Annotated in this window: 21 protein-coding genes; 3 read left to right on the top strand and 18 right to left on the bottom strand. The window is 30.1% G+C overall.

The genetic code is table 11. From position 1 onward, the window contains the following. Window positions 1-435: 435 nt before the first annotated feature. From LS74_RS10200 to LS74_RS10115, 18 genes are all read right to left on the bottom strand, one after another. Window positions 436-774 carry a hypothetical protein gene (locus tag LS74_RS10200; protein ID WP_034588875.1) on the bottom strand — a complete coding sequence of 113 codons (339 nt, stop codon included), beginning with the start codon at window positions 772-774 and terminating at the stop codon, window positions 436-438. A gap of 345 nt (window positions 775-1119) precedes the next feature. Beyond that, window positions 1120-1380 carry a hypothetical protein gene (locus LS74_RS10195; RefSeq protein ID WP_034588877.1) on the bottom strand — a complete coding sequence of 87 codons (261 nt, stop codon included), beginning with the start codon at window positions 1378-1380 and terminating at the stop codon, window positions 1120-1122. Window positions 1381-1389: 9 nt separating this feature from the next. Further along, window positions 1390-1857, bottom strand: coding sequence for a hypothetical protein (locus tag LS74_RS10190; protein WP_034588879.1), 468 nt, complete (start codon window positions 1855-1857; stop codon window positions 1390-1392). 24 nt (window positions 1858-1881) lie between these two features. Next, window positions 1882-2418, bottom strand: coding sequence for a hypothetical protein (locus LS74_RS10185; protein WP_034588881.1), 537 nt, complete (start codon window positions 2416-2418; stop codon window positions 1882-1884). 9 nt (window positions 2419-2427) lie between these two features. Continuing rightward, on the bottom strand, window positions 2428-3336 hold the full coding sequence (locus LS74_RS10180; protein ID WP_034588884.1) for a hypothetical protein: 909 nt from the start codon (window positions 3334-3336) through the stop codon (window positions 2428-2430). A gap of 11 nt (window positions 3337-3347) precedes the next feature. Next, window positions 3348-4748: a hypothetical protein gene (locus tag LS74_RS10175; protein ID WP_034588887.1), complete on the bottom strand. Its 1401-nt coding sequence runs from the start codon at window positions 4746-4748 to the stop codon at window positions 3348-3350. Further along, a complete protein-coding gene (locus LS74_RS10170) occupies window positions 4745-5587 on the bottom strand; it encodes a helicase (RefSeq protein WP_236096924.1) in 843 nt (280 codons plus the stop codon). Before LS74_RS10170 ends, LS74_RS10175 begins: the two co-directional genes overlap by 4 nt. Window positions 5588-5595: 8 nt before the next feature. Continuing rightward, on the bottom strand, window positions 5596-6231 hold the full coding sequence (locus LS74_RS10165) for a hypothetical protein (protein ID WP_138129115.1): 636 nt from the start codon (window positions 6229-6231) through the stop codon (window positions 5596-5598). Between the two features lie 23 nt (window positions 6232-6254). Beyond that, entirely contained in the window at window positions 6255-7250 is a 996-nt protein-coding gene (locus LS74_RS10160) for a hypothetical protein (RefSeq protein WP_034588181.1), read from the bottom strand. Further along, window positions 7247-7522 carry a hypothetical protein gene (locus LS74_RS10155; RefSeq protein ID WP_034588179.1) on the bottom strand — a complete coding sequence of 92 codons (276 nt, stop codon included), beginning with the start codon at window positions 7520-7522 and terminating at the stop codon, window positions 7247-7249. Before LS74_RS10155 ends, LS74_RS10160 begins: the two co-directional genes overlap by 4 nt. 15 nt (window positions 7523-7537) lie before the next feature. Further along, on the bottom strand, window positions 7538-8314 hold the full coding sequence (locus LS74_RS10150) for a hypothetical protein (RefSeq protein WP_034588178.1): 777 nt from the start codon (window positions 8312-8314) through the stop codon (window positions 7538-7540). After that, the gene (locus LS74_RS10145; RefSeq protein WP_034588176.1) at window positions 8314-8496 is read right to left on the bottom strand and encodes a hypothetical protein; all 183 of its coding nucleotides are present in this window, start codon (window positions 8494-8496) and stop codon (window positions 8314-8316) included. Before LS74_RS10145 ends, LS74_RS10150 begins: the two co-directional genes overlap by 1 nt. Window positions 8497-8505: 9 nt before the next feature. After that, complete coding sequence (locus LS74_RS10140; RefSeq protein ID WP_034588173.1) at window positions 8506-9159, bottom strand: hypothetical protein; 654 nt, start codon at window positions 9157-9159, stop codon at window positions 8506-8508. A 10-nt stretch (window positions 9160-9169) separates the two neighbouring features. Beyond that, window positions 9170-9445, bottom strand: coding sequence for a hypothetical protein (locus LS74_RS10135; protein ID WP_034588170.1), 276 nt, complete (start codon window positions 9443-9445; stop codon window positions 9170-9172). 8 nt (window positions 9446-9453) lie between these two features. Further along, the gene (locus LS74_RS10130; protein WP_034588167.1) at window positions 9454-10206 is read right to left on the bottom strand and encodes a hypothetical protein; all 753 of its coding nucleotides are present in this window, start codon (window positions 10204-10206) and stop codon (window positions 9454-9456) included. Continuing rightward, window positions 10203-10736 (bottom strand): hypothetical protein, encoded by a 534-nt coding sequence (locus tag LS74_RS10125; protein ID WP_034588165.1) that lies wholly within the window; start codon window positions 10734-10736, stop codon window positions 10203-10205. The genes LS74_RS10130 and LS74_RS10125 overlap by 4 nt, the downstream gene beginning before the upstream one ends. 2 nt (window positions 10737-10738) lie before the next feature. Continuing rightward, window positions 10739-11080: a hypothetical protein gene (locus LS74_RS10120; protein WP_034588163.1), complete on the bottom strand. Its 342-nt coding sequence runs from the start codon at window positions 11078-11080 to the stop codon at window positions 10739-10741. Window positions 11081-11103: 23 nt separating this feature from the next. Continuing rightward, entirely contained in the window at window positions 11104-11505 is a 402-nt protein-coding gene (locus tag LS74_RS10115) for a hypothetical protein (RefSeq protein WP_034588161.1), read from the bottom strand. A gap of 167 nt (window positions 11506-11672) precedes the next feature. Between LS74_RS10115 and LS74_RS10110 the strand changes: the two genes are divergently transcribed. From LS74_RS10110 to LS74_RS10100, 3 genes are read left to right on the top strand one after another with little or no spacing between them, the layout of a single operon-like run. Next, the gene (locus tag LS74_RS10110) at window positions 11673-11963 is read left to right on the top strand and encodes a hypothetical protein (RefSeq protein ID WP_034588158.1); all 291 of its coding nucleotides are present in this window, start codon (window positions 11673-11675) and stop codon (window positions 11961-11963) included. A gap of 19 nt (window positions 11964-11982) precedes the next feature. Next, the gene (locus tag LS74_RS10105) at window positions 11983-12318 is read left to right on the top strand and encodes a hypothetical protein (RefSeq protein ID WP_002957397.1); all 336 of its coding nucleotides are present in this window, start codon (window positions 11983-11985) and stop codon (window positions 12316-12318) included. Continuing rightward, on the top strand, window positions 12293-12487 hold the full coding sequence (locus LS74_RS10100) for a hypothetical protein (protein ID WP_236096923.1): 195 nt from the start codon (window positions 12293-12295) through the stop codon (window positions 12485-12487). Before LS74_RS10105 ends, LS74_RS10100 begins: the two co-directional genes overlap by 26 nt. Window positions 12488-12551 lie beyond the last annotated feature (64 nt).

The raw sequence follows: 12551 nt of genomic DNA, 5'->3' as shown, positions 1-12551 counted from the left end.
AGAGAATGGTATTGTGTATAGGGGTGGTAGGTTAGCGGGTGTGGGTTGGTGTTACTATGACTACAACCCCATCACACTCTAGCACCCCCTTTGCTAACAAAGCTTAAAAGTAGCTTACAAGTATATACACTAGCAGTGTTTATACTTGTATATACTTTCAAAGGGGGTGTGAGTGTGATACAAAAAAATATGCCATACCTACAAAGGCATAATTTTTTGTAAGTGGGGTTGTAGTCATAGTGTGTGAGCGGTAGTCTTATGAGATATGGTGCATTATAATTTTCAGTATGTAAAATTTACACATACTGAAACATACCATATCTCATACAGACGACATATTACAATAACACAAAAAATGTTATTGTAATAATATATGCAATATCTTTCAGGATTTCAAGCACTTAATGTCCCTAATGAAAAGGGCTTTACGATTCTTCATTGCCAAACGCCCATATCATCGCCAATAAGAGTCTCGTTCCCCTCTTTTTCACTTATCCAATCCCATTCTTTGACATTTAAGGTAAACCATTTGTAATCAATAAGATTGTTATATACAAATATGCCTAAACACGCCAAGTCTTTATCATTACCTTTGCAATGATAGGTGTGTTTATCTATTTTTATGAGTCCAGATTCTTCAGCTAGTTTATCAATAGTTTCATACATTTTATTTAAGTCGTATTTGTTTTCTCTTAGAATCTTTTCCTCATCTAATACAATTCTAGTGCCTAATAATGAGCGTTTTTGTGTTTGTTGTGTAGATATAGCTGTCATTTGAAGCTCCTTTTGGTGTGAGGGATTTGTGTTATTGTATCATTTTTTTGATATACATAACATAATATAGATAAATATAGTAAAGTATATACTATTATAGTATAATATATACAAGTATATAAAAACATATAATTTTATATATTATGTTATAATAGTATATAAAATCCTTATCTGTGTTTTCTTATACACTCTTTGTTTTTAATATTTTCTTTACAAGATTTTTATGTGCTTCTTGTGCTTCAGTGATAGCCAATCCTTGCGTATCAATTCCAAAAAGCTCGTATGGCTCATACCTAATCCTTGTATGTTTCTAGTAATATACATTAATAACAACTCCTTTTTCAGTTATAAAATATCGTGTTTCATAGATTTATATTCATACTCCAGCCAAAGTGCAAAGCCATCTTTATAATATACGGAGCTAGATTTTGCTAAGTCTAATGCAAAATCAATACCACAGAATTTTGTTTTATTTGACATCTGCTCTTTGTATGTATCAAGATTTAGTGTTTTCTTAATGTCTTCTGTTTTGAAGTAAATTTCATCATTTACTATGGCAACGAGTATATTATATGCTCCATAATTAATGGTCTTAAAATTTTTCATTTTTTTTCCTTATGCAAAAAACAAAAGCTTATATTTCGCACAAATCCATAGGATTAATAAAAAGCTTAAAAGTCCAAAGAGATTAAAAATCATTCCGATTTTAAATCCACCTTGCTGATTTTTTGAAACTTTTTTGGTTAAAAGTTCTCTTTTTGTTTCTTCAATCATTTCTTGTTGCAGGGCTTTAAAATCAGATTCTAATAGTGTTTGCAAGAATTTTTCATAATTGCTACTTTCTTGCTCTTCACTAATTTCTGCTAGAGCATAGCTCATATTTGCGGTATTATCAATATGTTGCTTGAGATTTTCATTCATAGTATTAAGATTATTTGTATTTTTTGTTTTTAGAACCTTAATATGTTGTGCATTAACAAGTGTGTCTTCCTTAAGCTCTTTGACTTCCTTTTGTAAATCAAGTGTGAGTTTTGTTAAGTCGTTATTAAGTTTTTCTATTTTGTCTTTATATTCTTGTTCCATTTTAAACTCCTTGTTTGATTTTAATCATTTTCTTTTCTTTATTTTTGCAATGTGAGATTGATTATTTTCATTCTCATCTTGCAAATTGTCATAATATTCTTTTACAAGTGGATTTTTAAATTCCATTCTTTCGTTAAGATTTCTATCAGAATAGAATGTTATAATTTGGTGTTCAGAGGGGGAAAGTGGCAGTTGTCGCCCTCCCCTTTGAATATCAGTGATTACTCTAAATCTCGTATGTTCTTCGTTTTCCCATTCATAAATTTTCGCACCATTTTCTTCCAAAAATGGATTTTCAAATTTTTTTAGATATTCTCTTATTGAATACCCAAGATTTACAAGCTCTTCTAAAGTAATTTCGCCTTGAGAGCCTTTATCCAAATGTAATTTAATATGTTCCGCTCCGAGTCCTTTGTCTCTTCGTTTATCGTGAAATCCCTTAACATACATTGTGATATATTCAATGACTGCGTCTTCAATAGCTTCAATATCTTTAAATATTGGCGTCATTTCTTTGTCGCCAAATGTTACATCATAGATTCCTTGTTGTTCTTTATTCATCTTATTTCCTTAGCTAGTTTTTGATTTAACAACAGGCTCTATTTTAATGCGTTCAATTCTTAATCCATAAGGATTAATATCACTTGACTTGTTTAAGTCAAAACTTCCCTCACTGATAATTTTGAAATTACCATTTTGTTGTTTGTAATTATTTTCACTAAGAATATAGCTTTGTGCTACAACTTTAATGATAATTTCAGTGCTAAATTTATTGCCTGTGTATTCGTATTTTTCTACACTATAATCTTTAATGGCAATATATTCAGGCAGTTTGTCTTGTGCGGTAGCAGAGATTAACCATTGAACATAAGCTCTTAAGTCCCCAACTGCTACTTGATTGACTTGAATGCCTTTCTCTTCATCTTCTTTATAATCCATAAAATTTGTAAGAATATTTCTAATTTGTGGAACATTATCCATTACTTCTCCATAATCTTTAAATTGTGAGGCTTGAAAATTATTCGTTAATTGTGAACGAGACACAATAAGATTATTGACATAAGTGCTTATGGCAAATTGTTTTAAATATTCGGCTTTTAATGGCTCTTTTGTTACTTTAATTGCTCTTCCATCGCTTGTTGTTAAAACAACCTTTGAGTTGTTTTCTAAGACTACTTGCTCTAAATCATTCATTTTTGTGCTGATATGATTTAGCTCATACGCAAAAATCAGTATAGCAATACCTAAGAATGAAGCGATATATTTCCAATTTTTTCCAAAAAATTGTTCGCAGTGAAAATTGAGCGATTCTTTATATGGGTCTTTTGCTATTGCATTCTTTTTAGATTTTTCATTTTGCTTTTTATTTTTGTCTTTAGATTTTTCTTCAACATTATTTTTGTTAGTTATTGCTTCATTTTGTATAGCCTCTTCTTGCGGAGAGATAGTAGCTATTTCTTTGTTTTCAATTTCATTCATTTTTTACCCTTTTAATTGCTATTTACAATGCGATTAACTTCTTCTCTTGCTTTTTTCTCATCAAAGGTTTGAGATAAAATTACCTCTTTGTCAATAAGCAATTTTGCGAGGTTGTATTTTCTCTCCCACTTTTCTTCAATTTGTGAAATTAACGATACTTCCTGTGCTTGTTGTCTTCTTATTTGTGCGATAGCTCCAGGTTGTAAGTCTTTTCTTAAGAGCTTGACATAGTCTTGCGTAGGAATTGCTATTTTTTTATAATCACTTGTAGCCAATGCGTTGCCTATTTCTGCAATTTTTGCATTGTTGTAATCGCTTTTGAGCTGATTTGATAATTTTTTCATATCTTCCTTATTGTTTTTACTCAATTTTGCACGAGCCAAAGAAGCACTTTGACTTGGGTTGGCATTTTTGATAATAGTTCTATTGTTTTTAATGCCATCGTCTATGCCTTTACGATAATCATTCATACTGCTTGGTGCTTTAATATCTTCCATATTGATTGATTTTATATCTGTTTTAGCTCCATAGCTTTTCGTGTAATCCATAAACATTTCTATCTCTTTCATTTTTCCATCTTTAAGCATTTTGCTTATTGTGCTATCATTTTTCAAAAGATTGTTAATATCCCATTTAGAATCAAAATCTGCCACAGATAATCCACTTGCAAATTTTGCATTATAATCAGTAGTTTTTTCTCCATTCTGAAGTGTAGCCCATTCAGTAAAGTTATTTGCTTGTCTGCTAACATAGTCTTTAAATTCTTTTTGTTTAGCTTCACACAGACTTTGGAATCCACTTAGACCTTTATTCATAGTGCCACTTCCTCCAACAAGAGAACATACATTTACTTTAATTTCATCAAGTTTTGAAGCCATAGCACACACATCAGTTGTATCTATACCTAAGTCTATATCAAGTTTTAAATCAGTTTCATAACAAGCGTTGATGAAATTTAAGGAATTGCTAAAAATATTTGAAAATTGAGAGTCTAGTTTTCCTAGAGCAGAATCTAAAATTCCTCCTAAAGCACCATTTAAATTGCCATTTAAAGCTCCATTTACAATATCTCCTGCAATATCTCCCAAATTACCTCCTCCTATTGCTCCACCCACAATATCCCCTATTAATCCACGAGTGTCATTTGCTTGTTGGCTTGTTGCTTGATTATTTTGTGGAGTTTGGGCTTGTTGATTCTGCTGTTGTTGCTGAATTTTCATAGCTTCTCTATTTGCCCGTTCTTGCATTTTTTGTGCTTCTATTTCCATTATCTTTTGTTGAATTTTTTCTTGTTGTTCTTTGTGAAGTTCGGCTTGAGATTTTATCTCCATTCCAAATAAACTAAAAGCATTAGCATTGTTTAATCCTATTAATGCAACAACAAAAGTTGCTAGAAGTGTTTTTTGTTTCATTTCATTCTCCTTATTGAGTTTTGAGATTGAGTTTCCACTCTTTGTGTAGTATCTTGTGTTTGTGTGCTTTCTTGTGTGTTATCTTTGTCTATATCACTTGCTTTTGGCATAGCATTGAGTGTTTTTTGATTTTCTTTTGCTAGAGATATTTGTTCTTCTAATGAAAGATTAGAAACAGAATCTTGTGTAATAAAATGTGTATTGGAAGTATTTTGATTAGGAATCATATATGTTTCTTCATCATTGTTGGGAGATTGTGGTATAATAGCGGAAGCAGAGCCACGAAAATCGGGGTCGTTAAAATAGGTAGCAGAGCTGACCCTGTCTGCTTGCCTCTGCGTTCTTTCCCCTCTTTCTGTTTTGCTATGGGCGGTTAAAAGCCTATTGATTTCTTTATCATCTTTGACATATTCTCTACTTCCATAAGCCAAAACACTTTCATCGTTTGCTTTTACTTTCCAGGTGTGGTCATTGATTTCTGCATTATATTCCGCTTCCACATTCTTAGCTATCTTAGGATAAGAGAGCATTTCTTCTGTGGTTACCATTCCCCTTAGTGCAGGATTATCAAGGTGTTTTTGGATTTCTTTTTCCATAAACTCTCTATCTACAACCACATCTCCCACATTGCTTCTTACAATAGTGCTAGGCTTATCATTCTCTAGCACTTTATACATCTTGCTACTCTCTTTTTTAGAATCTCTATTCCAAGTGAGTTCTCTAAGATATATGAGCTTTTGTTCTAACACATCAAGAGCATTATTGATGTGTTTTTTAAGACTTTTTATATCTTTTTCAATAGAATTTATTTGTTGTTGTATATCATTGTCTTTTTTCATAGCAGTTTCTACTCACAAATCTCATATTGCTTACAAAAATCTTGCTTTTCTTGCTTAGTAAAGAATAGAACATTATAGTTATCTCCCTCATCACTAAATACAACATTAGCTCTTTTCAAGACATCAAGATTTTTAGATGTCTTTTTGACATTTAGTGTTTGTTTATTTTTTGGAGTATTGACATTTTGAGCCATAGAATTTATATTAGAATCTCTATTGCTAAGAAAAACACTATTCTTTTCATTTAGAGTTAGTTTTCCTTTTTCTTGGACAAAAGGCTGTATTGTAGGAATTGTTGTGAATTTTGCAAATAATTCATCAACATTTAATTCTTTTTGAATGCGAGATGGAATAATTCTTAATTTTATTGCACCGCTTTCATCTACTTCTTGCCACACCTGTGGATAAGTAAGATTTTGTGTTTTGATAAGATACTTGCCTATTTCATAGGCTTTTAGCTCATTGCCGTAAATCTCAAGCATTCTCTTTGATTCTTCCATAGCTTTTTTAACACCCTCTTCAAAGCCACTTGCAAATCCATTTTCATAACCTCTTTGATAAAAAAAGTCCTCAGTGCTTGTTTCTGCACTAAAAGCATTAATGCAAAATCCAAAAATACAAATACTATATAGAATTTTTTTCATTGTTTTACTCCTTGATTGTTGCTTCATTTTACATATTCTCCTTGTTCGCTTACTTTTATATCAATCCAAATTTTAGTTTTACCTACAATTTGATATAGATATGGTAAGTCTTTTTTCATTACATCAGCCGTGCTTTTAATAGCTGTTGAGACGATACTTGTCCCTGCAAGTGCTAAATATTGCAATGGGTCAGGCGGTTGAACATTGGTAAGAGTTTGTGGGACAGGATACCCCATAGTTCCATTCCCAACATTTGTAACAACAAGTTGTTGTTGTCGTTTTGATTGCTCTAATGCTCTCAAATATTGATTTGTATAAGTTTTAAATTCAGTGCTAGTAGTGCTTAAACTTTCTAGTGCTACTTGAGATACTTTTCTGTCATTGACATAAGTGGCAATGTTATAGCTTGTTTTATCTTCATTTGTAACAATGCTCTCTTTAACTTCAAATCTCCAACCATCTTTTTCAATATATTTTGCGTCTAAAACAAGACTTGCTTTTTCATTGAGATTTACTAAATTTCCAAAAATTGTTACCGCTCCATAATTTGTTTGACATTCGGCTCTCAAAGAGGCAGGCTGTCTTCCAACATTAATATCATCAGTGATAAAGCAAAAGCCTTTTACAACAGCAAGTTTTTCATTTTTTGAATTTGCTTCATCATTTTTCATATCTTCTGCTTTTACATTTTTCACTAATACATTTTCAGTGGTTTTGCCTAATACTTCATCTTTTCTTGGATTTTCTTTTTGTAAGGCATAGTGCCAATTTAAAATTGCCTCTTCATAAAAAATTCTTTCATTCTTTTGCTCTACCACTTCATCTTCTGCTTCTTTTTCTATAATTACTTCTCTACCCTCACTTGCAGATTTAATGATATTTTTTGCTTCATTATCTTTTATTGTTTTTGAATTATTTTGTTCTTCATTTTGGGTATTTTGATTTTCCACAGGATTTTGTGGAATATTAGCTAAAGCAAAAGAACAAAATACACTTACAAATAATAAATATCGTTTCATTGGAAATATCCTTTTTCTATACCAACTTGGTAAATGTCTAAAGGCTCTTCTTTTTCTTCATCTTGTTTTTTTGCTTTAAAAAATTCCTCTAGTGCTATGGAATAAGATTGCAATTCTCTAGAATTTAATGCCTGTTCTTTCAATTCTCCTGAAGATATTTTTGGCAAGTTATATTTTTTTTCATTTGGAATCTTATTTGTTTGGACTTTAGAGCTACACGCTACAAAAAAAGCCAAACAAACAAAGATGAGACTTAACTTTAAAAATTTCATTTTATTCTCCTATTCCTATTGAATACTCACATCTGAAACTGAAAAATATAGGTTTTCTCCCTTGACTTTTACAAATCTTTCGCCCTCTTTTGTTTGAATTTCTTTTTCAAACTCATAATTTTTGGCTTTTTGAAGTCTTCTTTCAATAAAGCTTGTGCTTGATTTTTCATCTCCTGATAGCACATAACCCATTGCACGAGGATTGTTGAATACAATCATTTTTCCTTTTAGCTTTGGTTTATTTGCAGTTTTTTGAACATTGGTGTTTCTACTTGTTTTTGAGCCATATATGACTTCATTTTTAATGATATAGCCCAAGCTCTCAGCTTCATTGAGTAATTTTTTATAAAAATTTTCAAACAAAAATGGATATGTAACAATATTGCTTTGATTTTTAAGTATGCGTATATTATTGGCTTTGAATCTATATTTGCGTATTAGCAAATCTTTTGCGTCTTTAGCGTCAATTTCTCTATCAAATTCTCCCAAACTTACAAAATCTTTTGTAAAATGTGTTTCAAATCCCTCTCTTGCTGTGATTGTTTGTATAAACAATCCCTCGTGTAATGGAGTATTTCCAATATCATAAACAAGCAAAAAAGGCTTATTGATGATGATAAGTTTTTGTTGGAATCCATCGGTTTTTGCTTGAAATCCTATAGCTTTAATTCCCGCTTCAAATCCATCTCTAAAATTTTTAGAGTTTGGTTCGTATATTTCTATATTATCAGCAGAAAAAACAACATTGCTAACGCACAATAGAGCGATAAGATTTATCCAAATTTTTTTCATTATATTGTCCTTTTTTTAGTGGAATCATTTGAAATTAAATGCGATATAAAATCTTCATTGTCTTCTATAAGAGAATCTAATGATTGAATTACCGCATTGATTTTGTTTAATTTTGCTTGTAAATAGTTTGATATTGCTTTTAAATCAAGAATAACTTCTTGAATATCTAGGTTTTGCTTCATTATTTTCTCCTACTCAAAATCTTCCAAGAATCTAAGATTATACGAATAATCATCATCTCTAAAACGGATATATACATGGGTAATTTCCTCAATTTCCCACCATAAGAATATATCTCCTACTTGATAATTTTTCATATCGTATTTAAAACGCTTTTGAGTTTTTAGAAAATTGAATTTATTTTGAGCTTCTTTTAAAAAAGCTATCATATCATCAGGTTTTTGTTTTTTTGCAATTTCTTTAATCGCCTCTTCCTGCTCTTGTTGTGTAAGATTCTGACTACTTAAATCGGGAATAGATGATGGGTCAGCTTTATCAGCATTTTTATTTTCTGCCACAAAAGGATTATTTGCTTTTAGTTTATCTGCCTGAGCCTGACTTTCTTCTCTTGCTTTTTTTAAAGCTTCTTCATCAATTTGTGGGGCTGTGTAAGTATTCTCATCTTTATTTTGTTCGTTTTCATTTTGACTTTGTTCATATCCTGCTGTAATTTGATTTTGAGTTTCTGTATTGTCTCCACCCATTACAAATAGCATTATTATAAATAAAATGAAAATTACTAAAGTAAGCAAAGAAATTTTTTTTGTATGAGGATTCATATCCTTAAAATTTCTTGTCCTTATTGCATTTTCTAAATCTGCTAATATGTTTTTAATTGCTCCCATTTTAAACTCCTTAGTCATCGTTGAGATTAAATTTTGTTTTTTTATTTTCTAAATGTAGTTTTTTAGAATCTATTTTTTCTTTGAGTGTTTTAAATTTAAAGATTCCAAATTTAAATTTATCACTAAATTTTCTACTTCTTTTGTCTAATTCTTCTATGTGTTCTATCAATATCTTATTGATATTAATAAGATTTTCTATATCCTGCTCTTGTCTTTCAAGTTTAACTCCAAGATTAATGACATAATCAGCACTTATATTAAAATCAACTTTTGCAATTTCACTCATATCTACTCCTATTTATAAATAGTATTATTATCTACACGATATTTTTTGTTTTTAATAAAAACATTTCCGTATTCATCGTCTTCAACAATACGATAGCTTACATCATTGATTTGTATATAGCTATATTTTTGTTTTGGCAAACCATTGTTTTCTCTAGCATAAGCTTCTATCACTTCCAAATCATCAAGCTTAGGCGTATCTTCATAAGAATAAACAAGATTTAGCTTGTCTAGCTCTTCATTCTTTTTGTAAAGTGTAGCAAGTATATTTAAAATATGATTTTTATCTTTGAGTTTATAAAGAATAGTAATATTTGCCACTTTAAAATTTGAATTTGGACGAATCATTACAGCATTGTTTTCAAATTTAAGAACCGCCATTGCTTGAGAAGAGTCAATATGACTAATAATACTTCCAGCAGGTAATAATAATGAAAAAGTAAAATAAGGGTGCAAGGATATTGAATCCATACTGACTATGGGTCTAATCACGGGTTTATAATTAATTTCTTTTTGAGAAAACCCATCAAATGCTTCTTTAATTTTTTCATCTTTATTTCTTACTTTTTCAATATCTTCTGCTTGTAAATTCAGATAAAAATTATTTTGTTTCAAATCGCTTATATCTTCTTGTTTCCCACCTTGAGCTTGATTTTGTATTAGCTCTTGTTCTGTTGGAGCAACAAAGTTTTTTGGCTCAAGTGGGTTTGCACTAAGATTTATAGTTATTAATCCTATACAAATCAGTATTTTTTTTGTCATTCTAAATTTTCCTTTTGTTTAATCATATGCTTAGGCAATAAAATATGAGACAAAACTTTATTATTTTCATTTACAAGACTATAAGGTTTCATTCTCACATCTAATGAAAATAATAAAATTATGGATATAAATATAAAATATTTAAGGACATAAGCAATTAGAAATAATTCTTCCATCATAAAGAAACCAACAATGCCTGATATTATCAAAATACCAATAGTTGTTATTGTTCTTGTTGCATTTTCAAAAGCATTCACGCAAATTACAAGCAAAACAGCAAACATATAAGCTGTGACTACTCTTTTGTTAAAGTTAAAATCATAAATATTAAAAGTGAGATATATCAAAATAATTGTTGGAAAATATTTAAGAAGCAAAAATGAATAAAAATTAAAAGGTTTTAAGTCGTATGAAGTATTTTTTTCCAAATTGTAATATTGTTTTCTTTCAAAATCAATTTCGCATTCGTATGCCTTATTGAAACTCCAAAAGAAATATGGAAATTTACTTGCTCTTACAAAAGCTTTCATTTTTACTCACTTGCTCCTATATTATTTTCAACACCTTGTAATTGATTGTGCTGTTCTAATAAAAATAATATTTCTTTTTCTTTCAAAAGTTTATTTTTACTTGCCTGAATTGCTACATCTAAATTTTCGTTGCTTTTTTTTAGATTTTTTAGCAATTCATCATACTCACTTTTAACATTTTTCAATTCTTTATTTACTTTTTCATAAGCTTTTTCTAGCTTTTCCTTTGCCGATTTTGCAGGATTATCGGCGGTATTAGAAGCACATTGCACTTTATAACAAGCAGATTCTGCTGTTGAACAGAAAATTATTGTTCCTATGCAAATGCTTACAATTTTTTTCATTTCTGTTTTGCTACTTTAGATTCCTACATCAACGCTTGTTTATAGAATGTAGAGATGACATTAAAAATGTAACCTGTATCTCTAGTCAGTGCATACGAAATGATTGTTGCAACAATTAGATAAACAAAGAAACCAACTATGGCGGCAATACCCATCACAAAATAAATTTTGTTTGGATTTTGGTCTTGCTGTTCTGCTTTCTTCTTTTGTTGTGTATAAGCTAGAATTGTTGCTCCACCCATACAACCTAATGGCAAAATTAGAGCAAGAAACCATTTAAGACCTGTTCCCAATACGCCCTTACCTGCGGTATCAGCTTGAGAGATAATATTTTGAGCTTCGCCAAATTCATTAGCTGAGAAGCCAACACTTACAAAAAGTCCTAACAAAAAAATTGTCTTTAACATTGTTTTTGTTATTGTCATTGTTTTTCCTTTTTTTGAAGATTTAAAAACGCAGTAATTTTAGAAAAAGAGAGAATTTATTAAATAAAAATAAGCTTAAAAAGTGCAAATTTGCACTTTTCTACTTTGAAAATTTTTAAAAAATATGTATAATTAGCTTTGTAATTCTATTTAAAAAGGAGAGTAAGATGAAAACTTACCCAACACTTGAAGAAATTAAAGCAAAAAAAGGCGAGTTTCGTGAAAAAATTAAGAAAAATGAAAAGCCCAAGAGAAACGAAGAGTTAATATTTCTTTCTAATATTAAATTAGAAATTAAACAGGCAATTCAAAATGGAGCTTCAAACCAAAAGATTGTTAAAATAATCAAAGAAGTCTATGGAGTAAGTGTAAGTCTAGCTAAATTTGCTGATTTTTGTGTTGAAAACAATATTGCGACTAATGCAAGAAAAAGAAAGGCAAAAACAGACATTCTGTAATTTTTTTAAAGGATTGACTATGTTTGGCACACGATTTGAATTAGATGAAGAAAAGATTCTAAGAGAGGACATCTATGATTTAGATGAAATGTATGCAAAGATAGAAGAGTTAGCTACTAAAAGAGCAGGGCTTACAAAAGTATCTAAGAATCATTATGAGTTTAGAGGCGAGAAAAACGCACAAGCACATTTAGGGATTTTAGTATTTAATTGTCTAAAACATTGCGATTGGTTTGCTAAGAATGTTAAAAGTTGGGATTGGCTAGGCGATAGCAATAATCCAAACTATGTGGGCGATTTGATTGCACTCTTTCAAAAAGATAAAGACAATGAAATTTGGCAAAATAGACAATAAAAAACTTAAAACCATAGCCTTTGATTTAGATACCAAAGCTCTGCAAGAGTATTACACTGAAAGTGATTGGCATAATGCCTATAATGATATAGGAAATTTTCTTGCAAAGTATGATTTTATGCGTATGCAGGGCAAAAAACAGATTCAAATAATCTACAAAAAACTATAAATATATATTAATTATTTATAGTTTTTAACTTGACATTATTATAAAAGTTTGATAAAATGTTCCT

Origin of the sequence: Helicobacter magdeburgensis (genome assembly GCF_000765825.2) — a bacterium.
GTDB lineage: Bacteria > Campylobacterota > Campylobacteria > Campylobacterales > Helicobacteraceae > Helicobacter_C > Helicobacter_C magdeburgensis.
The sequence above is the reverse complement of the archived record's forward strand: the minus strand, read 5'-3'. Positions and strand labels throughout refer to the sequence as shown.